Source organism: Kluyvera cryocrescens NBRC 102467 (assembly GCF_001571285.1).
GTDB classification, from domain to species: Bacteria; Pseudomonadota; Gammaproteobacteria; order Enterobacterales; family Enterobacteriaceae; genus Kluyvera; species Kluyvera cryocrescens.
In genome coordinates this window covers 90,643-111,202 of sequence record NZ_BCTM01000015.1, presented here as the reverse complement: position 1 = coordinate 111,202, position 20,560 = coordinate 90,643, and the positions used below count along the sequence as shown (strand labels likewise).

Below are 20,560 nucleotides of genomic sequence, written 5' to 3'. Positions count from 1 at the left end.
CACAATATGGCTTACCAGACAGTTAATCCTGCCACTAACCAGCTTATCAAAGCCTACGCTTCCCACACTGATGCCGACGTTGAGGCGGCGCTCAAGGCGGCCGATGCGCTTTATCACTCCGACTGGGCAAAAGGCGATATCGACCAGCGGCTGCCGGTGCTGCACAAGCTTGCCGACCTGATTGACGACAGGGCGGAGGAGCTGGCGAAAATCGCCAGTCAGGAGATGGGCAAGCTGATTGCCCAGAGCCGCGGCGAAGTGAAGCTTTGTGCCCAAATTGCCCGCTACTACGCCGACAACGCGAAACAATTTTTGGCCCCGGTGAAGTACCCCTCTGAGCTGGGTGAAGCGTGGGTGGAACATCACCCTATCGGCGTGTTGATGGCCGTTGAACCCTGGAACTTCCCTTACTATCAGCTAATGCGCGTGCTGGCGCCAAACCTCGCAGCGGGGAACCCGGTGCTCGCCAAACATGCCAGCATTGTGCCGCACTGTGCGGAGGCCTTTGCCCATCTGGTTCGCGAAGCCGGCGCACCAAACGGCGCGTGGACTAATCTCTATATCTCCCAGCAGCAGGTGGCAAACATTATTGCCGACGATCGCGTGCAGGGGGCGGCGCTAACCGGTTCTGAAAAAGCGGGCAGCGTGGTTGCCGCTCAGGCGGCGAAACACATCAAAAAATCGACCCTTGAGCTGGGCGGTAACGACGTGTTCGTGGTGCTGGACGATGCCAATCTCGAGAAAGCGGTAAAAATTGGCGTCAATGCCCGTCTGAACAACGCCGGACAGGTCTGCACGGCGGCGAAACGTTTCATTCTGCATGAGAAAATTGCCGAGACCTTCCTGGCGAAATTTAGCGAAGCATTTAAGCAGGTGAAAATAGGCGACCCGCTGGACGAAAGCACCACGCTTGGGCCGCTGTCGTCAAAAGAGGCGCTGGAGACGCTGACCAAACAGGTCAACGCCGCCGTGAAAAACGGTGCCAAACTGCACCTGGGCGGCAAACCGGTCGAGCGCGATGGCAGTTTCTTTGAACCGACTATCCTGACCCACATTTCGCGCGATAACCCGGCGTATTTTGAAGAGTTCTTTGGCCCGGTCGCGCAGATCTATGTGGTGAAAAATGATGATGAAGCGGTCGCGCTGGCCAATGACTCCCACTACGGTTTGGGCGGTGCGGTCTTCAGCCAGGATATCGAACGGGCGAAGAAAATGGCGTCGCGCATTGAAACTGGGATGGTGTACATCAACTGGCTGACGGATACCGCGGCGGAGCTGCCGTTTGGCGGCGTGAAGCGCTCGGGCTATGGGCGCGAGCTGTCGGATCTGGGGATTAAGGAGTTTGTGAACCAGAAGTTGGTGGTGGTTCGCCGCTAGTGGGGGTCAGCTAAGCGCAAAATCCCGTTCACTTTATGTTCTGTAGAATATGACACAGCGGCATCTGTGAACGGGCTAAGGGGGACGCCGCGTCCCCCTTAGCAATCCCGGCGGCCCCGCGGCGAAATCGGTGCTTCGCACTGCGTTCGCCTGCGAACTCCAGCCTGCGGCATGGCGAAATTCGACGCTACTTGTCCCATCCCTGGGACTCGCCCTTCGGGCCAACGCAAACGTTGTTCAACATTGCTCCCGGCAATTTTGTCGTGTCTCGGTTCATCTCAGTCCGCCGTCCTGGCGGCCTGACCTTGTCTTCCCTTCTCCGGCTGACCGATTTCAAGCGGGGACTCAGCGGTTCCAGCGACACTGGCGTTTGTTTTTAGCTTAAAAACGGAAGCGACTTTAGGTGGCGTCTGAATCGCCGAGGCGTTGCCTGGAGGCCGGGGCAGCCCACAGGGATGTGGGCTGAGGGCGTGTTTTACAGGGAGGTTACCTCGCGCCCGACCCGAAAGCCGGAAGGCATAAGCTGAGGGTACCGCGCAGCGGCGATTCTGCCGCCAGAGCGCGGGGGTGCAGGGGGCGGCGGCGATTGGCCGCCCCTTGCGCGCTCCTTGCACCATTCGGGTTAAATGGCAGGTGGTAAATAAGGAGCGCAACCGGCAGGAAAGCTGAACAGAATAACGACGATAACGCGTTTTCTTTCAGGCTCGTACGATTAGAACGTCACGCCGCCGCCCACGTAGGCACCGTCAATCAGAGTGTGGCCTGGACGACCGTCTTTACCATCAACGCTCACGTGGCGGTAACCCACTTTCAGGGTGACTGGTTTGATAGGGGTCCAGCTTACGCCGCCGTTCGCTTCAACGTAGTTTTTGACGCTATTGTTCAGCCCTTCTGGCGCGACATAACCTTCACCAAACACGTTGATGCTGTCGGTTACCGCGACGTTAACACCGCCGCCGATTGGGAATGCTACGCCGTTGTCGCCTTTTTTCGGCCCGATGTAGATGGCCTTCGCGCCGGCATTCAGCATCACTGGGCCCACTTCGAGGTTATAGCCTGCGCCGACGCCACCGGTCTGGGTACCATCATCGGTGTTTTTGAGCCAGTTACCTTCGGCATACAGACCGGAGGTGGATTTACCCATTTCAACATTCAGATTGGTGAAGTTTTTACCCTGCTCAATGCTGCCCCCCATGGCCAGTGCGGAACCCGATACGGCGGTCAGAGCGGAAAGGAGAAGGACATTAAGCTTTTTCATGGTGTATACCTCGTCATCAGAATTAATCTGCCGACACCTTAACAATCATTTTTTACCGCTGCAAATGTGAGGTAAGTCGATTTTTTATGCTGATATTGTTAACAAATTGGCTTTGTGGTGTTGTGTGGCTGTGTGTTTTTGATGGCGTCAATAGTTAACATTTTCGCGTTTAGCGGCTGTTTAGATTTTGGCTAAACGGACGCTGAACAGAGCGGCGTGAATTGGTTGGAAGTGAAATAATGGGCTTTCTAATAATTTCCAAAAACATTTCAATTGTCGCATATGACAAAGTAAATTTACATTTCTACGCATTTTATTACCCCCTCCGGGCGGAGAGGGTAACGACGGTGCGGTTATTTGCGTAGCCCTTCAAATGCGGCTCGGATTTCATCTTCCGGCAACTGAATACCGATAAACACCAGCGTGCTGTGCGGCGCTTCGTCGCCCCACGGGCGATCCCAGTCAGCGCTGTACAGGCGCTGCACGCCCTGGAACAGCAGGCGGTTAGGCTCGCCATCAATCCATAGCATCCCCTTGTAGCGCAGCAGCTTGTCGGCGAAATCCAGCAGCAGATTTTCCATCACTCGCGACACGTCGCTGATGTCGACCGGGTAATCCAGCTCGACCACGATAGACGATACGTCGTTTTGCTTGTCGGCCATAAAGTGGAAGCGCGGCTTCGAGGTGACGTTCTCTTCCAGCATAAAACCGTTGGTATTGAACAACTGTGACAGGTCGATATCGCCGTGGACGACGGTGTAAATCGGCGCGCGGGCGTTAATGCGCGTCAGGCGCTCGCGGAGTTTTTCGGCGTTACCCGCCACGTCGGTTTTGGTCATCAGGATGCGGTCGGCGTAGCCAACCTGCGATTGTGCAATGGTGAACTGGTTCATCTGCTCGTCGGCATGGACCGCGTCAACCAGCGCAATCACGCCGTCCAGCAGATAGCGTTCGCACAGGACGTCGTGGGAGAAAAAGGTTTGAATGATAGGGCCCGGATCGGCCATGCCGGTGCACTCAATCACCAGACGGTCAAAGCTGATAGTGCCTTTGTCGAGGTTATCGAGCAGATCGAGCAGCGCATCTTCCAGTTCGTTTGAACGGGTGCAGCAGATACAACCGTTGGTCAGGGTTTTAATCTGGGTGGCGCGATCGCCAATTAGCTGATCGTCAACGGAGACTTCGCCGAACTCGTTTTCAATGACGGCAATTTTAAAGCCGTGCTGTTCGTTCAGAATGTGGCGCAGAAGGGTGGTTTTCCCCGCGCCGAGGAAACCGGTAAGTAGGGTAACTGCAATCGGTGCCATGTTGTCTCCTTTTAGCAGCAGCGCATGCCGCCTTTTCCATCGCCGCCGTAGCGTGCTTGTTGGCGTTCGCGGAAGAACTCTTCGTAGGTCATGTACGGCTTATCCGGATGGTTGGTCTGCATATGCTCAACGTAGTTGTCATAGTCCGGAATGCCAATCAGCATTTTTGCCGCCTGACCGAGGTATTTTTTTGCCTGTCCTAAGTTACCAAACATTGTGCCATCCAGATAGAAAAAGCCCGGTGGCGCTACGCTTACCGGGCCTGCATTTGCGGTAGGCCGGATAAGCGTAGCGCTATCCGGCATCAGGTTTAGTGGTGTGAAGAGGTTTTCACGCCGCCCTCAGGAACCGGCACGTACGGTGTCTCTTTGTCGGTACGTTTATCGCTATTGCGCACCTGCATCCAGGTTTTGAAGCCGTAGAAGATGATGCTGTACACCACCACCAGGAACAGAATACTCAGGCCTGCGTTGGTGTAGTTGTTGATAACGATGTGGTTCATGTTAGCAATCTGCTGGGCGGTCAGTTCTCCACCGGCAGCAATTTTCTCTTTGTACTGGCCGGCCATGTAGAAGAAGCCTTCCATCTGCGGGTTGGTGCTGAACAGCTTCAGACCCAGCGCCCAGGTGGTGCAGATGAGCAGCCATACAGCAGGGATAGTCGTTACCCAGATGTATTTAGAGCGTTTCATCTTAATCAGGATAACCGTACCCAGTACCAGCGCCACGGCGGCCAGCATCTGGTTAGAGATACCGAACAGCGGCCACAGGCTCTTCACGCCGCCCAGAGGGTCGACAACGCCCTGATACAGCAGGTAACCCCACAGACCAACACAGCCCGCAGTGGCTACAACGCCCGCGACCAGAGAATCGGTTTTCTTCAGGAACGGTACGAAGTTGCCCAACAGATCCTGCAGCATAAAGCGGCCTGCACGGGTACCGGCGTCCAGCGCGGTGAGGATAAACAGCGCTTCAAACAGGATCCCGAAGTGGTACCAGAAGCCCATATCGGCCATCGGCATCACTTTGTGGAACACGTGCGCAATACCGACGGCCAGCGTTGGTGCGCCGCCTGCGCGGTTCAGAACCGACGGTTCGCCGATATCTTTCGCCGTTTGCAGAATCTGATCAGGGGTGATGACGAAGCCCCAGGAGCTGACGGTCGCTGCCGCATGTACGGTGACGTCTTTGAGCTGCGCAGCAATCAGCGCCGCGTTCTCGCCGCCCATCTCATGCAGGTTTGGCATGGTGATGCCCAGGCCAGCCGGCGGGGTGTTCATGGCGAAGTACAGACCCGGCTCGATGATCGAGGCCGCTACCAGCGCCATAATTGCGACGAAGGATTCCATCAGCATTGCGCCATAGCCAATAAGACGAGCATCGTTTTCGTTGGCCAGCAGCTTCGGCGTGGTGCCAGAGGAGATCAGCGCGTGGAAGCCAGAAACGGCGCCACAGGCAATGGTGATAAACAGGAACGGGAACATCGCGCCTTTCCACAGCGGGCCGGTACCGTCGATGTACTGGGTCACTGCAGGCATTTTCAGATCCGGGTTGAGGATAACAATCCCCAGCGCCAGGCCGACGATTACGCCGATTTTCAGGAAGGTGGCGAGATAGTCACGCGGTGCCAGAATCAACCACACTGGCAGCAGCGCGGAGATAAAGGCATAGCCAATCAGCGCGAAGGTGATGGTGGTGTCTTTAAAGGTCAGCGCAGGGCCCCAGTACGGGTCGTGTGCAATCACGCCGCCGAAGTAAATTGAGGCTACCAGCAGCACAATACCAATCACCGACACTTCACCAACGCGGCCCGGGCGAATAAAGCGCATGTAGATACCCATAAACAGCGCAATTGGCACGGTCGAGCAGACGGTGAACACGCCCCACGGGCTTTCTGCCAGGGCTTTCACGACGATCAGCGCCAGCACCGCCAGGATAATAATCATGATCAGGAAGCAGCCAAACAGCGCGATGGAGCCCGGTACGCGGCCCATCTCTTCTTTGACCATTTCGCCCAGTGACGAACCGTTACGGCGCGTGGAGATGAACAGCACCATAAAGTCCTGTACCGCCCCCGCCAGCACCACGCCCGCCAGCAGCCACAGAGTACCCGGCAGGTAGCCCATTTGTGCGGCCAGTACCGGACCGACCAGCGGACCGGCACCGGCGATAGCGGCAAAGTGGTGGCCGAACAGCACGTAGCGGTTGGTCGGCACGTAGTTCAGGCCATCGTTGTTAATGACCGCCGGCGTTGCGCGCGTCGGGTCAAGTCTCATCACTTTCTGGGCGATGTACAGGCTGTAGTAGCGATAAGCCACCAGATAAACGGAAACCGAGGCCACGACGATCCACAGGGCACTGACGTGCTCACCGCGGCGCAGGGCGACGACCGAGAGGCAAAATGCACCGATGATTCCAAGAATCACCCAGGGTATGTGCTTGAATAACTTTTTCGTATCCATAGTAAAACCTGGCTTTTATAGGATGAATATTCAGCCGAAGCTGCCGTTGTTATGAGTTTGAGGTTGAGGAGGTATCGATCGTTATGCTGATGACAAGTTTGCCAGACTGAGGTCTGTGTAAAGTTGGGTAAGTCGGTGAGCGGTTGAAAGTGGAGGCTAAGCGGTTACGTGCGGGGGTAAGCGGTTGGACAAGCGCTGAGCAACAAGGAAATATGTGATTGAGATCTCAAGTTTTTTCATGCCCAGGCGGTTATCGCAACGTAAAGGGCGCATCCACCCCAGGCCGCCTTGTTCATGCTGGCGTATTTGGCCGGGTTGCGCTTTAGCAAACCCGGTTATACCGATGAATGAAATACCATCAATAATCCACAGTTGATAAAAGGCATGATAGAGTCTGGAGAGAACATCGCTGGCGTGAATGACTATAAACGTGATGTAAATCACTTGGTTAACTCGGTGTAACCCGCGCCGACCTCTATGCTTTAAACCTGCCCGACAATATGGAGAAGAAGAATGACGACGATAAACATCGCGCTCAATGATGCCTATGAGCTGGCCCTCGGGGTTTTGCGCGCTAATGGTTTTTCGCAGCCTCACGCCGAGGCGATTGCGCGTAACGTGACGGCGGGTGAGCGCGACGGCTGCGCTTCGCACGGGCTATGGCGTCTGCTGGGGATCGTTGAAACCTTGCGCAAGGGCAAAGTATCTCCGGACGCCGAGCCGATTATCGTTGACCAGGCTCCGGCTATCGTCAAGGCGGATGCCCAGGGGGCGTATTCGTTGTGCGCCTACGAGCGGGCGCTACCGCTGCTGATTGAGAAAGCCCGCCACTGCGGTATTGCGGCGCTGGCGATAAATCGCTGTGTGCACTTCTCTGCGCTGTTTGCCGATGTTGAACCGCTGACCGATGCAGGGCTTGTTGGCTATGCCTGTACGCCAAGTCATGCCTGGGTTGCGCCGGCGGGCGGCACTCAGCCGTTGTTTGGTACTAACCCTATTGCCTTCGGCTGGCCGCGCGGTGAGCGGCATCCGTTTATCTTTGATATGGCAACCAGCGCGGCGGCGCGCGGTGAAATTCAGCTGCACCAGCGGGCGGGTAAATCCATACCTGAAGGCTGGGGCATTGATAGCGAAGGACAGCCGACAACCGATCCGCAGGCCGTTCTTGACGGGGCGATGCTGACTTTTGGTGGGCATAAAGGCTCGGCGCTGGCGGCGATGGTGGAACTGTTCGCCGGGCCGTTGATTGGCGATATGACCAGCGCAGAATCACTGGCCTGGGATAACGGTGCCGGTGGTCTGCCGTACGGCGGCGAGCTCATTCTGGCGCTCGATCCGCAACGTTTCTTAGGTGAGGAAGCCTCGGCGCATCTGGCACGCGCGGAGACGCTGTTTGCCGGCATGCAGGCACAGGGGGCGAGACTGCCGGGTGAGCGGCGCTATCAGGCACGTTTACAGAGTGAAAAGCAGGGGCTGGCGCTTTCTCGCAGCTTGTATGATGAGATCTGCGCGCTGCGCGGCTAAACCGTTCGTCTTTATCCCCCTTAGCGCGCCGTCTGTGCAGACGATTTTCGTCGAGCCCGGTCGGCGCGTTGCTAACGTAATATCGCGATAATGCTGCGTATTAATAGGCATAATTTCTGTAAAGTTTTTCTTTTTCCCGCCGAAAATTTGTTATTCGTCTAAAGGAAAGAGAAACATGTTAAACCGTCTTAAAATCGTCACCAGCCTTGTGCTGGTTTTGGTGTTGTTTGGCCTGTTGCAGCTGGCATCAGGTGGGCTGTTCTTTAACTCCCTGAAGCATGACAAAGAGAACTTCACCATTCTACAAACCGTGCGTCAGCAGCAGTCCGGGCTGAACGGGAGCTGGGTTGCCCTGCTGCAAACGCGCAATACCTTAAACCGCGCCGGGATCCGTTACATGATGGATCAGAATAATATTGGTAGCGGTGCCACCGTCGCTGAACTGATGCAGATCGCCACTAAATCGCTGGCGGAAGCGGAAAAACGCTGGACCGAGTATCAAGGAATGCCGCGCGATCCGCGTCAAAGTGAAGCGGCGGCGCTGGAAATTCAGCGTAACTACGATATCTACCATGGTGCGCTGGGTGAATTGATCCAACTGTTGGGCGCGGGCAAGATCAACGAATTCTTCGATCAGCCAACCCAGGGCTACCAGGACGGGTTTGAGAAAGCTTACGTCAACTATCTGCAGCAAAACGACAGCCTGTACGATATGGCGGTGAAGGATAATAACGCCTCTTACAGCCAGGCGCTGTGGATCCTGTTTGCCGTCATGATTGCGGTGCTGGCGGTGATCGTCTTCGTGTGGCTGGGTGTGCGTAAAACGCTTATCTCACCACTGAATCGTTTAATCGAAAGCATTCGCCATATTGCCGGTGGCGATCTGGTGAAGCGTATCGATGTTGAGAGTCACAACGAAATGGGCGAGCTGGCGCATTCTCTGCGTCACATGCAGGGTGAACTGGCGCGCACGGTCGGGGAAGTTCGTCAGGGTGCCGATGCGATTTACAGCGGTGCCAGCGAAATTGCGATGGGCAACAACGATCTCTCTTCTCGTACCGAACAGCAGGCAGCTTCTCTGGAAGAGACCGCAGCCAGCATGGAAGAGCTGACGGCAACGGTGAAACAGAACGCCGAAAATGCTCGCCAGGCCAGCCATCTGGCGCTGAGCGCGTCGGAAACTGCACAGAAGGGCGGCAAAGTGGTGGATAACGTGGTGCAGACCATGCGCGATATTACCGCCAGTTCGCAGAAAATCGCCGATATTATCAGCGTGATTGATGGCATTGCTTTCCAGACCAACATTCTGGCGCTGAACGCCGCGGTTGAAGCTGCGCGTGCAGGCGAACAGGGGCGTGGTTTTGCCGTGGTGGCGGGTGAAGTGCGTAACCTGGCACAGCGTAGCGCCCAGGCCGCTCGCGAAATTAAAAGTCTGATTGAAGACTCGGTTAACCGCGTCGATCTCGGCTCTACGCTGGTGGAAAGCGCCGGTGAAACCATGGATGAAATCGTCAACGCGGTAACCCGCGTCACCGACATTATGGGTGAAATCGCCTCGGCGTCCGATGAGCAAAGCCGTGGTATCGATCAGGTTGGGCTGGCGGTGGCCGAGATGGACCGCGTGACCCAGCAAAACGCCTCGCTGGTGGAAGAGTCGGCAGCGGCTGCCGCTGCGCTGGAAGAGCAGGCGAGCCGTCTGACGCAAGCGGTGGCGGTGTTTCGTATTCAGCAAGGCCAGGCCGCTGCGGCGCGTGAGCCCGTGAGTACGACGGCGGTTGCGCCGACAACGCTGCGTAAAGCAGCGGCCACCGATACCGGGGAAAACTGGGAAACCTTCTGATACGTGCGCGCTCGCCGTCGGGCGCGTTAATCCAGCATCAGGCGCATGGCGCAGCGTGATTCGTACGCGAGGCCATGCGCGCTTTCTTCCTGTCTTTTCTGCCGGAGTGCGGCGGTTAATGCCGCCTCTGGCAGAATTTCAAACCCCATCCGCGCGTACCATGGCGCATTCCACGATACCTGCCGAAACGTCGTTAACGTTAGCGATGTAAAGCCTCTCTCCTTCGCCACCGTGGCTACAAAATCGATCAGTCGTCGGCCTAAGCCTTGCCCCTGCCAGGCCCTATGTAGCGATATCTCAACGATAAATAACGATGCGTCTTGTGCTTCAGCCAGTAGGAAGCCAACCGGACAATCGCCGGCCAGCACAACCCAGCTCATGCCCGCCGATGCGGCCTGCTGGTGCTGACCCACGGAGATTACGGGCCCTGCCGCAAGCCAGGCCAACTCAGGTATTTGCGTAAAACGCTGGCCGGCTGCATGCTCAATGGCAGGAAGCGCGGCGATATCGTGGCGGGTAGTGGGACGGACGGAGAAGGTCATAGGGCCTGCCTGGAAAGAAGCCCGGCAGAGAGACGGCTACCGGGCGGGATCGGGAGAATTAGCCTTCAGAGGCAACTACTTTGATTTCCACCATGCCAATCCCAAGCTGGCGCGGGGAGTGCCCGAGAATATTACCATCGTTGGTTGACTGCGGATCCGGCGGCACGATCACCAGCGTATTGGCATCTGCCGGGTTCTCGAAGTGCAGCGTGGTGGTGGTGACGTCGTTGTTCAGCGTGAGCAACTGTTCATTTTTACCCACGCGTACCGGGATCGGCTTATTAGCGTTAGGGCCATAGGCTTTGGCGGTGATCACCAGATCGAAGCGCTTCGGCAGCGGATGCTGATACTCAATCTTTACCTCTTTACCCAACTGCGCGTTGGACCACCGTCCCCAGGACTCCGGACGTGAAATGCCGCTAAAACTTTTCACCTCTTCAGGTGCACCGGCTACGTTGAAAATAAAGCTGTCTGCTTTATAGCGAATATCGTTATCGACGATTTTCAGCGAGTCGACGTTGCCCTTGTAGCGCACCATGTCGATCACCGTGTCTTTAAATTCGGTTTTGCCGTTCCACATGGCTTTATCGACCTGCTGCACTTTCTGCTCGCCGCCGAGCTGGCCCTGCGAGACGCACCAGTTGGTGGAAAGCGACAGCGCAGGCGACCACAGTTGCGCCATTTTGTAGCAGCGGTCGACCCAAACGAAGTTATCGCGCGGAGCAAAATCGGCCAACTGGTAGCGCAGTGGTGCGGAATACTCACTTTCCGGCAGGGGTTCAACGCGGTTATCCGAAACGCGCAGCAGCAACGGCAGGCGGAAATGGCTACCGGAGAAGGCAATCATGTTTTTCTGGGTGTCGATAGAGAAGGTTTTCATCTCTTTCGGGAAATTCCACAGACGGATGACGTCGGGCTTCCAGGCCAACACTTTTTCTTTCATGTTGAGGAACACTTCGGAAAGCGACTGCCCGGACAGGCTGCTGCGTCCGAGGCCGATAAAGTTGTCGCCACCGAGGATATCCAGCACCGTGGCGCCGTTATCCATGGTGTTACGCTTCACCGCCAACAGATCCTGCTCTTCTGGTTTGTCACCGCGTAAGACGAAGAACAGATTGCTGCGGTCTTGTTTGTTCAGCTCATCCCATGCGGTATTTTTCATCGCCAGGTGATCGGAAGAAACGACGATAATGGTGTTTTTGAACCACGGTGACGCTTTTATCTTATTGATAAATTCCGCAATATTTTCCTGGCTACAGGCCACGGCGCTAAATGACTGATTCGCTTTGCCGTTGATGTCATAGCGTTTACGGTGACAGGTTCGCGAGATAAAACCGTCCGGATGGTGAGTGTCTACGGTTAAGGTAAACAGTGAGAAGCGTTTGCCTTCGCGGGAGAGGGCCTCAAATTTTTTCCAGGCTTCATCCAGCACGGTGTCATCGTAGTAACCCCAGTCATTCTTATAGGACGGGTCGGCGACGGTGGTTTTCAACTCTTCGGCGCCGTACAGGTAGTCAAAACCGTGCGATTTCAGGAACACGTCTTTGCCGGCAAAGCGCAGGTTAGCCCCTTGCACGAAGTAGTTTTCGTAGCCGGAGTTCTTCAGAATATCGCCGAGGCAGATATTCTGTGGGAAAAAGCTTGAGAGCGAGGCGGAGGCATTGCCTTCAAACGGCGCGAATAGCGGAATGCCACACTGAGAGGCGACCATTCCGGCAATCGTGTAGTCGGTACCCGGTAGCTGCATGGTGTGACTAAAATCCAGCCCTTCGTTCTTTAGCGCGCCCAGTTCAGGGGCCAGATTCGGGAAAGCCTGCTCGTCAAAGTAGGTGCGTTCAAGGCTTTCACCATAGATATAAACGAGGTTTAGTTTGGGATTCGGGATAGTCTTCGACGGTTCTTTATAGTAGGCCGAGAAGTCAGGATCGCCATCACGCGATTGTGATTTTACCAGCTCGCTAATCTGGCGAAACGCCGGGCTGGCGTCCACCGAACCGACCGCCAGGATCAGCGCCAGCAGGCTATAGCCAAAGTGATGGGGATGATGACGGCGGCGGCGCAGCAGCCAGCCTAGGCCGCCAAAGACGGCAATCAGCGCCACAACAATTCCGAGACCGGGGAGAATGTATTTGCCCACCCCGGCGCCGGTCAGGCTATTCGTCAGGGTGTAGAGCACCGCATCGTTGATACCATCGCCGGTGAAATAGTCACTTGCATACAGCGTAATATTAAGGACCACAAACAGGCCCAGTACCGCTAGGGTGGCAGCAAACCACCATTTATTACGCCCCGCCTTCCATGCATAAATTGCAATAGAAGCCAGAAAGAGCACGAGGGATAACAACTCTGACACTACACGTCCTCAACCGCGCCAGGTGTGCTGGCTGAACAGAAATTAACTTCACAATGTAATTGTGTCGTCATCTGTCTGCAATTCTATCGTGATGAAAGTGTGTTGTTGTTCAGAATTGGTTTAGAAATAACCAATTTTTTGCGCTAGAGGATAATTGCGATGAATGAAATGAAAGGATTCATTCATCGCAATATGGCATCAGGAAAGGAAGTTAACGCCTTGTTTCAGAACCAGATCGCAGGCCTTGGTTTTCACCTTTTTGCCCAGTTCAGTATTGCCTAAACTGTCGAGATCCAGCTTCTGACCATCTTTGGCATTCAGCAGACCTTCAATACCGTCCATATAGCCGGTGTCTTTTTTCTGCTCGGCCGGTGTGCTCAGGCCCAGTTTATCCAGCACCTGATTTTTCACGTTATCGACGTTGGTGACGGAAGCCAGTTTCTCTTTCGCGCAGTACTGCATGATCCCCGCGGCGTTGTTCATGGTGCTGGAACTCAGCGATTGGCTGCCGCCGTTAAGCAGGCTGGTTAAGGACGAAAGCGAAGAACCGCCGCTTTGCGTGCTGCTACCACCGCTCAGCTGTGTTGCCGCGCTGCTCAGGTCCTGTAACGATACGGCACCTGCCGCAGTAGAAACAAACGCGCTAGCAATGATTACGCGGCAAAGCATCGATTTTACTGATTTCATGGATGGACTCGTGTGTGCAAGTAAAAGTTAACCTGATGAGTATACTCTTCTCATTCACCGGATTTATCTTAATACTCTTTTCCCGTCACCCGGCTGCGATAACTGTCCCAGTTAAAAATAACCCAAAGGCTGTTGCCGAGGCGCATGCGGTCCATTACGCGCTCACCCAGCATCTTGTTCATTTCTTCCAGGTTGCTGTTGGTCAACATACCGGTTGGACGCTTGGATGAGGAACGGCGATCGACGATTTGGTTGATGATCACTTTTTCATAGCGTGATTCGGTTTGCATACCGATTTCATCAATGACCAGCAGGTCGACGTTGCTCAGATCGCTTATCAGCTGCTCCTCGCTGGTTTCCCGGTTGCCAAAGGTCTCTTTCATTGCCGACATAATATCGGCAACGGTAATGATCAGCACCGATTTGCCGCGCAGCAGCAGTTCATTGCAGATGGCCGCCGCCAGGTGATTTTTACCGGTGCCGGGTTTGCCGGAAAAGATAAAGCTGGCGATGTTGCCGTCGAATTCATCGACGTACTGTCGCGCCTTGGCGAGCGCGTTCATCTGGCCTTCGTTTTCGACGCGGTAGTTATCAAACGAGCAGTTCTGGTGCAGTGGACGAATACCGGAACGGTTGAAGGTACGCTGCATCTTCATGGCGCGGTTCTCCCGCGCCAGCGCCGCGGCACGGATCTCTCCCTGCTCTTTTTGCCAGGCTAGCAGCTCTTCGCCGGTTTTAAATGCCGGTTTGATATGCGCCGGCATCATCTTCTGCAAGCGTTTCATTAATTCGCCAACGTCTTTCATGCTCAACCTCTGAAACCCGGTGGAATATGGCTGTCAGGCTCGCTGACCGTATTAATATCGCGGCGCGTCTGGCTGCTGCCGTTTGCCCGGCCCATCTGTACGCTGCGCGCCAGTTTTTGCTGCCACTGAACGTGGTGGAATACTTTTCCTTCCGCTTGCCAGTAAGCGACGAACGCGGCCAGCTCTTCCGGGGTGACCGGCTCGCTAAGCGCAATACCCCACAGCGCGGAAAGCCGCAGGAATTCTGCATCCGGCTGCCAGCCTGCATACATGGCAAATTTTCCCATTGGCACGGCGATGGGCGCTGGAGTCGGTTCTTCAAAGAACTGCGCATCCAGTGCCACGTCGCTGCCTGGACGGGATAGTTTTTCTTCCAGCGCCAGCAGTTGCGCCAGGCGTTCTTGCGTAATGGCATAGAACGCGGGGGCATTATTGGCAAACACCGCGAGCGCACCACCCTGGGTTTGCGCAAGAATAGCCGCGGGATCGGCGATGAATGCGTCAATACCAATCACATTAGGCGTTAAAATTCGCGAAGACATAACACTATCTCAATACAGAAAAAACAACGGGAAGGGTGCGGGAAATCCGCACGAATACTGCACATAGTAGCACAAGCTTAGGCAAGGGCGGCACTCTCCTGTGCCGCCCTTGCGGTCAAACGCGAGGGCGCTTGCGGTAGAGCCAAAGCCCAGGAATTGACAAGCCGATAGAGAGCGCGCCGACAATGGAGGACGCTTTGAGGAAGTTGCTCAACAGGGTGATCATCAACTCTTCGGTATAACCGAAGTGGCTGATTTTTACCGCCGAAATCATCGCCGTATAGGCGGAGATACCGGGGAACATTGGGATCACCGCCGCCACGGTGAAAATTTTGGGATGCGCCAGATACCAGCGCGACCATTGAATGCCGATGCTGCCCACCAGCATGGCTGCGAGAAAGGTGGCCCATTCAATGTTGAAACCGGCCGTCATCATGGTGAACCGCGAAGCGTGGCCGATAGCCCCAAGCAAAGCGCACCAGGGAAGCGCACGCTGGGGAACGTTAAAGACCATCGCAAAACCGACGGCAGGGATCGCTGACAGCACCATGTCTTGTGCCAGCAGTAACAGAAAATCGATTACACCCATCCGCGAAGCCCCCATAACGTCATGGCCATCACGACCCCAACACAGGTTGCCAGCGTCAACAGGCTGGCGATGGCCCAGCGGGCGAGCCCGGTATTGATATGGCCTTTAAACATGTCAGCGACTGAGTTAATCAGCGGGAAGCCGGGGACCAGCAACAGCACGCTTGCCGCCATGGCAACGGTAGATGTCTGTTGGAAAGCGGGAAGCTGTAGCATCAGCCCGGAGACGGTGGTTGCCACGAAGGCGGTCAGGCCGAAGTTTATCTGCGGATGCATCGAGCGGTGGGTGAGGATCTGACGGATATACATCGCCACGGTGCTGGCGCAGAGGGTGATGAGCGCACCGTCCCAGCCGCCGTTGTTGAGCTTACAGAAACAAGCACAGGATAACCCGACCATCAGCACCACCAGCCATCGCGGATAGCGCAGCGGCTTAATCTGGGAAAAACGCTTCGCGACGTCTTTATGATCCAGCAATTTGTGCTCGGCCATAATGACGATGTGCTGTACTTCGGTGACCACGTGCATGTTGATGCCGCGATCGCTATTTTTGCGCGTGGAGGTGAGGCACAACCCGTCTTTGATTGTGGTCAGAACGATCGCGTTGGATGAGATCGCGCTTTCGACGCTGTCCATCCCCAACGCACGCCCAAGCCGGGTTGAGAGTTCCTCCACCAGGGCGCTCTCTGCGCCATGTTGTAATAAGAATAGGCCGCACTGAATGCAGAGCCGGGTAATGACTCGTTGTTCTGACTGATCGACTTCCATAATGACCCTGACCAAGAAAACATCCGCGTAATGCCCTACTTGTACCCGAAGAGTGCGCATGGGCTATCTGGTCAGGATCAAACAATGTGCAAAAATTCAGCGACAATTGCCCATGGCCGAAGAGTTGATGTCGCCCACACTTTTGCAAAACTGTTCGAAAGTGCAATTTTTGAACGGAATATGGCCTTCTTTTTCGTTACTGACTTATCAAAAATGCATTCTGAAACTTTATTGATACACAAAACAAACAAATAATTAACCAGAATGTGAGGTCACCCTATGAACACGCAAGTCGCCATTATCGGTGCCGGGCCTTCGGGGCTGCTGCTTGGCCAGCTGCTGCATAATGCCGGGATTAAAACCGTGATCCTGGAACGCCAGACGCCAGAGTACGTGCTGGGGCGTATCCGCGCCGGGATCCTTGAAAATGGCACCGTTGAGCTGCTGCGTGAGGCTGGCGTTTCCCGCCGAATGGATGCCGAAGGGCTGATTCACCATGGTGTTGAGTTTCTGTTTGCAGGCCAACGTATTCCGGTGCCGCTCAGTGAGTTAACGCAAGGTAAGAGCGTGATGGTGTACGGGCAGACGGAGGTTACGCGCGATCTGATGGAAGCTCGCACATCCAGCGGGGCGCAGACGATTTATGGCGTTGAACAGGTTGAGCTGCACGATCTCAAAAGTGATAAACCGTATGTCACCTTTGTGAAGGACGGAGAGCATTGCAAATTAACCTGTGATTTTGTGGCGGGCTGCGATGGGTTCCACGGTGTTTCGCGGCAGAGCATTCCGCGCGAGATTCTCCGTGAGTATGAAAGCATCTGGCCGTTTGGCTGGCTTGGGCTGTTGTCAGACACGCCGCCGGTCAATCCAGAGCTGATCTATGCCCACCACGAGCGTGGATTTGTATTGTGTAGTCAGCGCTCACTAACTAGAAGTCGTTATTATCTGCAGGTCCCACTGAGTGAAAAGGTTGAACAATGGACGGATGAACGATTCTGGAACGAGCTGAAATGCCGCCTGCCAGCTGAACTCGGCCAAAAGTTAGTGACTGGTCACTCACTTGAAAAGAGCATTGCGCCATTACGCAGCTACGTGGTTGAGCCGATGCAGTTTGGCCGTATGTTCCTCGTTGGCGATGCAGCGCATATTGTGCCGCCGACGGGGGCGAAAGGGCTTAACCTGGCGGTATCGGACGTGAATTATCTGTGGCGTATCTTGCGACAGTATTATCACCATGGGCGCTTAGATCTGCTGGCCCAATATTCGCAGCTGGCGCTGAATCGCGTATGGAAAGGTGAACGGTTTAGCTGGTTCATGACCCATCTTCTGCATGATTTCCAGGACAAAAGCGCGTTTGACAGAAAAATGCAGGAAGCGGATCGTCAATACTATCTTGGATCGCGCGCGGGCCTGACCACGATTGCGGAGAACTATGTTGGTTTGCCTTATGAAAAAGTGGAATAAAGCATGAAAAGAGCGGGGGGCGCGGGACAGTCGGTGGATATTGTGCCGGTCTTTAAGCTCTATGGTGAACAAATGGGGTGGCCGACGCCTGAGCTGCTGCACTGTGAGTCAATTCTCCAGCGCAGCAGTTTATACGAATGGCATATTCGGGTACATCAACACGCCGAGCTGGTGCAACTGCTATACCTCCACAAAGGACAGGCAGAAATTGAGGTTGAGGGGGCGCGGCGGATCGTGACTGAAGCCAGTATCCAGGTTGTTCCATCATTATGTGTTCATGGCTTTCGCTTCTCGCCGGGCACTCAGGGATATGTTCTTTCACTGGCGCTCCCTTTATTGAGCCGCCTGGAAATGCAGTTTGGCCACCAGTTAGACGTTCTCAGCCGGCCAGATTGCATTCTGGTTAAGCGTTCAAACCGGCATATTCAGACGCTCTTTTCGACGCTACTACATGAATATACGGAAGATAATGATGCCAGAGAAATGATGCTTTACTCGTTGCTTAGTGCGCTGCTGGTGTGGCTTAACCGACAAGGTGCAAAGGCGGTCACGGTTGAGGATAAAAGTGAGCGTAAGCGCGTTGTACTACGCCACTTTTCTCGTTTGATAGAGAGCCATTACCGCGAACACCTTTCGTTGGCAGAGTATGCACAAAAGCTTGGGGTATCCACGACGCATTTGAACTGCTTGTGTCGGGAATTTCACGGTACCAGCGCGTTGGGGGTGCTGCATCAACGCCTGCTACTGGAGGCGAAAAGAAGCCTGCAGTACACCGGCATGACCGTAACTCAAATCTCTGATTATCTGGGATTTAGTGATGTCACCTATTTCTCCCGATTTTTCCGCAGGAAGGGGGGCATGACCCCGAAAGCCTTCAAAGCCGAAATTGAGTGAAGAGAATAAAAAAATGCGGCCAAATTTTAATTATTCTTATCTTGGTATTAATGTTTTCTAAGTTATTGCTGGTTAATTGATATGCAATACTTATGGAGTTAACACGGCCAGTGACTCCATACATCTGCATCAAATAATAGGCTGGTACAAAGCGTTAAAATATTCTACGCAAGGGAATAGAAAGGATGGATTCATTTCCTATTAATATTATTTAGCATCAATGTATTTATATTCAGGAAATGAATCTTCGAATGGATACGGAGGTTATATGGTGCCAGAATTCTGCAAGTTTGCAGTCATCATCAGTAAAATACCGGTAATGCAGTCCGGGCTTAGTACCATAATGGGAACGCACTTTCCCGATTACGAACTCAACTTTTGTCAGACTCTGGAAGAGTTGACTTTGCTTCAGCTTCGCCGCGCTGATGTTGTTGTGATTGATTTTTCAGGTGATATAAGACATCCCCGCGCACTTTGTGAGCAATACTATTCGCTATTGTCGCAGTACCGCGATATTCACTGGGTGTTTATGATTGGTCGGCAATACTATGCGCTGGCCGTCGAGTTCCTCATGCGTCCAGAAAGTACCTTGCTTTCTGAATCTGACTCTATCGATCGCGTTATTCAGGCCATCCAGTTGGGGGGCATGAGTGCGGAAAAGATTAGCCAGACGCTGCTTTCAATCCCCAAAAATGATGATACCGAAAGCGAATGCGAACGGTTAATTATGCTAACGCTATCAGAACGTAAGGTTCTTCGTTTATTAGCGAAAGGATGGGGGATCAATCAGATTGCTGCTTTACTGAAAAAGAGCAATAAAACCATTAGCGCGCAAAAGAATAGCGCCATGCGCCGTCTTGCTCTTCGTAGCAACGCTGAAATGTATGCCTGGCTCAACAGTAGTCAGGGAACAAAAGAACTTAACCTCTACACAGCCTATGGAGAGCAAGCTGAATGGAAAAGCACGGCGGGAAGCAGTGCGTTGCTGTAATCGAGAACTGTATTATGACTGCGGTAGGACTGCGTCATTTATTAATGCATGCTCAGGATGAGCATCGATCTTTTCAGTTCTTTCGCAACATTGCCGAGTTTAAGCTGGCGGCGCGGCAAACCTCGTACAATGCGGTGATATTTTGTTTGTCCGGCACTCGGGAGCCGCGGATCGAATGTTTGTATGCTATGGGTAAAATTGCGCGTGATTTCCCTGAGATGGTACGAATCATTCTGGCCAACGACGGAACGGAAATGGCGTTGATCAAGCACCTTTCACCCACCTACATTCACGGAGTATTGAGCAAAGCCAGTGCGCTGCTGGAACTGCAGCAAGACATGCTAAATTTGCTGAGAGAAGCGGCTTTGGGGCATAAGTGCGAAGAGATTTCATCGATTCAGAGTGAGTGTCACTTTTTGAGCCCTACAGAAAATATGATTTTACGTTATATGACTTATGGTTATTCGCTGATGGAGATTTCTGAGCGGCTGGGAAGAAATATCAAAACCATCCGAGCGCATAAATTTAACGCGATGACCAAGCTTGGCGTGAATTCTGATGTTGGTCTTCTGAGCGCTGCGGATTTACTGGTGTCTTTACCCGATCGTAATACTGCTTATACGCAGCCGCTACGTTCAGCCTAACGAATCGCTTGTTATTGGCAGACGTCGACCCATGTTGCGGCAGTGAGGCTAGCCATTCTCTGTGGAGAAATTCGTACCGCACTGTGGGTGCCTCCTGCTGCCGGTAAGACTTCTTCATATTGTTGTAGAGAAACGTCGCAATATACGTCCAACGGGTTTTCCAGGCCGAACGGGCAAACGCCGCCAACCGGGTGCCCGGTTAGTATGACGACTTCGTCGCTGCTGAGCATACGCGCTTTTGCACCAAAGGTTTCTTTCAACTTTTTGTTGTCCAGTCGGGCATCGCCTTTAGCGACCACTAAAATAGCTTTGTCTTTTATCTTTAACGATAGCGTTTTAGCGATTTGTCCGGGTTCAACCTGATGCGCGGCGGCGGCCTGTGCGACGGTCGCAGTACTCTGTTCGAGCTCGATAATCGTGATGTCAGGGGCGTGCTCAGCAAAGAATTCTCGTACGGACTGTAGGCTCATCGTGTTCTCCTGAAATTTCGGCGAGCCACTCTGTCATAAAGCGG

The 20,560-nt window shown here is 54.1% G+C and carries 20 protein-coding genes; 7 read left to right on the top strand and 13 right to left on the bottom strand.

What is annotated here, in order from left to right; genetic code table 11:
• Positions 1-6: 6 nt before the first annotated feature.
• Positions 7-1,377, top strand: coding sequence for an NAD-dependent succinate-semialdehyde dehydrogenase (locus KCR01S_RS12610; protein WP_061283078.1), 1,371 nt, complete (start codon positions 7-9; stop codon positions 1,375-1,377).
• A 712-nt stretch (positions 1,378-2,089) separates the two neighbouring features.
• On the opposite strand, the gene KCR01S_RS12605 is transcribed toward KCR01S_RS12610, so the two are convergent.
• The 5 genes from KCR01S_RS12605 to KCR01S_RS12585 all read right to left on the bottom strand — a co-directional run bounded on the left by KCR01S_RS12605 (position 2,090) and on the right by KCR01S_RS12585 (position 6,847).
• Positions 2,090-2,635, bottom strand: a complete 546-nt coding sequence (locus tag KCR01S_RS12605) for a YfaZ family outer membrane protein (protein ID WP_061283077.1) — start codon at positions 2,633-2,635, stop codon at positions 2,090-2,092.
• 353 nt (positions 2,636-2,988) lie between these two features.
• Positions 2,989-3,942, bottom strand: a complete 954-nt coding sequence (gene yjiA / locus KCR01S_RS12600; RefSeq protein ID WP_061283076.1) for a GTPase — start codon at positions 3,940-3,942, stop codon at positions 2,989-2,991.
• Positions 3,943-3,953: 11 nt separating this feature from the next.
• Positions 3,954-4,157: a YbdD/YjiX family protein gene (locus KCR01S_RS12595; protein WP_035893372.1), complete on the bottom strand. Its 204-nt coding sequence runs from the start codon at positions 4,155-4,157 to the stop codon at positions 3,954-3,956.
• A 95-nt stretch (positions 4,158-4,252) separates the two neighbouring features.
• Positions 4,253-6,403 (bottom strand): carbon starvation CstA family protein, encoded by a 2,151-nt coding sequence (locus KCR01S_RS12590; RefSeq protein WP_061283075.1) that lies wholly within the window; start codon positions 6,401-6,403, stop codon positions 4,253-4,255.
• 156 nt (positions 6,404-6,559) lie between these two features.
• The gene (locus KCR01S_RS12585; protein WP_061283074.1) at positions 6,560-6,847 is read right to left on the bottom strand and encodes a hypothetical protein; all 288 of its coding nucleotides are present in this window, start codon (positions 6,845-6,847) and stop codon (positions 6,560-6,562) included.
• Between the two features lie 69 nt (positions 6,848-6,916).
• On the opposite strand from KCR01S_RS12585, the gene KCR01S_RS12580 reads away from it, so the two are divergent.
• The gene (locus KCR01S_RS12580; RefSeq protein WP_061283073.1) at positions 6,917-7,927 is read left to right on the top strand and encodes an Ldh family oxidoreductase; all 1,011 of its coding nucleotides are present in this window, start codon (positions 6,917-6,919) and stop codon (positions 7,925-7,927) included.
• 175 nt (positions 7,928-8,102) lie between these two features.
• Complete coding sequence (tsr, locus tag KCR01S_RS12575; RefSeq protein WP_061283072.1) at positions 8,103-9,767, top strand: methyl-accepting chemotaxis protein; 1,665 nt, start codon at positions 8,103-8,105, stop codon at positions 9,765-9,767.
• Positions 9,768-9,793: 26 nt separating this feature from the next.
• On the opposite strand, the gene KCR01S_RS12570 is transcribed toward tsr, so the two are convergent.
• The 7 genes from KCR01S_RS12570 to KCR01S_RS12540 form a co-directional block, all read right to left on the bottom strand.
• On the bottom strand, positions 9,794-10,309 hold the full coding sequence (locus tag KCR01S_RS12570) for a GNAT family N-acetyltransferase (protein ID WP_061283071.1): 516 nt from the start codon (positions 10,307-10,309) through the stop codon (positions 9,794-9,796).
• Between the two features lie 58 nt (positions 10,310-10,367).
• Entirely contained in the window at positions 10,368-12,662 is a 2,295-nt protein-coding gene (gene opgB, locus KCR01S_RS12565; protein ID WP_061283070.1) for a phosphatidylglycerol--membrane-oligosaccharide glycerophosphotransferase, read from the bottom strand.
• A gap of 198 nt (positions 12,663-12,860) precedes the next feature.
• Positions 12,861-13,349 carry a YjjA family protein gene (locus tag KCR01S_RS12560; RefSeq protein WP_061283069.1) on the bottom strand — a complete coding sequence of 163 codons (489 nt, stop codon included), beginning with the start codon at positions 13,347-13,349 and terminating at the stop codon, positions 12,861-12,863.
• A gap of 68 nt (positions 13,350-13,417) precedes the next feature.
• A complete protein-coding gene (gene dnaC / locus KCR01S_RS12555) occupies positions 13,418-14,155 on the bottom strand; it encodes a replicative helicase loader DnaC (protein ID WP_061283068.1) in 738 nt (245 codons plus the stop codon).
• Between the two features lie 2 nt (positions 14,156-14,157).
• Complete coding sequence (dnaT, locus tag KCR01S_RS12550; RefSeq protein WP_061283067.1) at positions 14,158-14,697, bottom strand: primosomal protein DnaT; 540 nt, start codon at positions 14,695-14,697, stop codon at positions 14,158-14,160.
• Between the two features lie 115 nt (positions 14,698-14,812).
• Entirely contained in the window at positions 14,813-15,286 is a 474-nt protein-coding gene (locus tag KCR01S_RS12545; protein WP_061283066.1) for a threonine/serine exporter, read from the bottom strand.
• A complete protein-coding gene (locus KCR01S_RS12540) occupies positions 15,277-16,053 on the bottom strand; it encodes a threonine/serine exporter family protein (RefSeq protein ID WP_061283065.1) in 777 nt (258 codons plus the stop codon). Before KCR01S_RS12540 ends, KCR01S_RS12545 begins: the two co-directional genes overlap by 10 nt.
• A 279-nt stretch (positions 16,054-16,332) precedes the next feature.
• Between KCR01S_RS12540 and pobA the strand changes: the two genes are divergently transcribed.
• The 4 genes from pobA (at position 16,333) to bglJ (ending at position 20,046) form a co-directional block, all read left to right on the top strand.
• Positions 16,333-17,517, top strand: coding sequence for a 4-hydroxybenzoate 3-monooxygenase (gene pobA / locus KCR01S_RS12535; protein ID WP_061283064.1), 1,185 nt, complete (start codon positions 16,333-16,335; stop codon positions 17,515-17,517).
• A 3-nt stretch (positions 17,518-17,520) separates the two neighbouring features.
• The gene (locus KCR01S_RS12530; protein WP_061283063.1) at positions 17,521-18,411 is read left to right on the top strand and encodes a helix-turn-helix domain-containing protein; all 891 of its coding nucleotides are present in this window, start codon (positions 17,521-17,523) and stop codon (positions 18,409-18,411) included.
• A gap of 268 nt (positions 18,412-18,679) precedes the next feature.
• Positions 18,680-19,402, top strand: coding sequence for a helix-turn-helix transcriptional regulator (locus KCR01S_RS12525; RefSeq protein WP_061283062.1), 723 nt, complete (start codon positions 18,680-18,682; stop codon positions 19,400-19,402).
• Positions 19,366-20,046, top strand: coding sequence for a DNA-binding transcriptional activator BglJ (bglJ, locus tag KCR01S_RS12520; protein WP_072277145.1), 681 nt, complete (start codon positions 19,366-19,368; stop codon positions 20,044-20,046). The genes KCR01S_RS12525 and bglJ overlap by 37 nt, the downstream gene beginning before the upstream one ends.
• A gap of 11 nt (positions 20,047-20,057) precedes the next feature.
• Here the strand turns inward: bglJ and KCR01S_RS12515 are convergent, their stop codons facing one another.
• A complete protein-coding gene (locus KCR01S_RS12515) occupies positions 20,058-20,516 on the bottom strand; it encodes a YbaK/EbsC family protein (RefSeq protein ID WP_061283061.1) in 459 nt (152 codons plus the stop codon).
• Positions 20,517-20,560 lie beyond the last annotated feature (44 nt).

Bases quoted from the DNA above. Each gene is read 5' to 3' on its own strand.
- KCR01S_RS12610 (WP_061283078.1), top strand. From the start codon at position 7: ATGGCTTACCAGACAGTTAATCCTGCCACTAACCAGCTTATCAAAGCC.
- KCR01S_RS12605 (WP_061283077.1), bottom strand. From the start codon at position 2,635: ATGAAAAAGCTTAATGTCCTTCTCCTTTCCGCTCTGACCGCCGTATCG.
- yjiA (WP_061283076.1), bottom strand. From the start codon at position 3,942: ATGGCACCGATTGCAGTTACCCTACTTACCGGTTTCCTCGGCGCGGGG.
- KCR01S_RS12595 (WP_035893372.1), bottom strand. From the start codon at position 4,157: ATGTTTGGTAACTTAGGACAGGCAAAAAAATACCTCGGTCAGGCGGCA.
- KCR01S_RS12590 (WP_061283075.1), bottom strand. From the start codon at position 6,403: ATGGATACGAAAAAGTTATTCAAGCACATACCCTGGGTGATTCTTGGA.
- KCR01S_RS12580 (WP_061283073.1), top strand. From the start codon at position 6,917: ATGACGACGATAAACATCGCGCTCAATGATGCCTATGAGCTGGCCCTC.
- tsr (WP_061283072.1), top strand. From the start codon at position 8,103: ATGTTAAACCGTCTTAAAATCGTCACCAGCCTTGTGCTGGTTTTGGTG.
- KCR01S_RS12570 (WP_061283071.1), bottom strand. From the start codon at position 10,309: ATGACCTTCTCCGTCCGTCCCACTACCCGCCACGATATCGCCGCGCTT.
- KCR01S_RS12560 (WP_061283069.1), bottom strand. From the start codon at position 13,349: ATGAAATCAGTAAAATCGATGCTTTGCCGCGTAATCATTGCTAGCGCG.
- dnaC (WP_061283068.1), bottom strand. From the start codon at position 14,155: ATGAAAGACGTTGGCGAATTAATGAAACGCTTGCAGAAGATGATGCCG.
- dnaT (WP_061283067.1), bottom strand. From the start codon at position 14,697: ATGTCTTCGCGAATTTTAACGCCTAATGTGATTGGTATTGACGCATTC.
- KCR01S_RS12545 (WP_061283066.1), bottom strand. From the start codon at position 15,286: ATGGGTGTAATCGATTTTCTGTTACTGCTGGCACAAGACATGGTGCTG.
- KCR01S_RS12540 (WP_061283065.1), bottom strand. From the start codon at position 16,053: ATGGAAGTCGATCAGTCAGAACAACGAGTCATTACCCGGCTCTGCATT.
- pobA (WP_061283064.1), top strand. From the start codon at position 16,333: ATGAACACGCAAGTCGCCATTATCGGTGCCGGGCCTTCGGGGCTGCTG.
- KCR01S_RS12530 (WP_061283063.1), top strand. From the start codon at position 17,521: ATGAAAAGAGCGGGGGGCGCGGGACAGTCGGTGGATATTGTGCCGGTC.
- KCR01S_RS12525 (WP_061283062.1), top strand. From the start codon at position 18,680: ATGGTGCCAGAATTCTGCAAGTTTGCAGTCATCATCAGTAAAATACCG.
- bglJ (WP_072277145.1), top strand. From the start codon at position 19,366: ATGGAAAAGCACGGCGGGAAGCAGTGCGTTGCTGTAATCGAGAACTGT.
- KCR01S_RS12515 (WP_061283061.1), bottom strand. From the start codon at position 20,516: ATGAGCCTACAGTCCGTACGAGAATTCTTTGCTGAGCACGCCCCTGAC.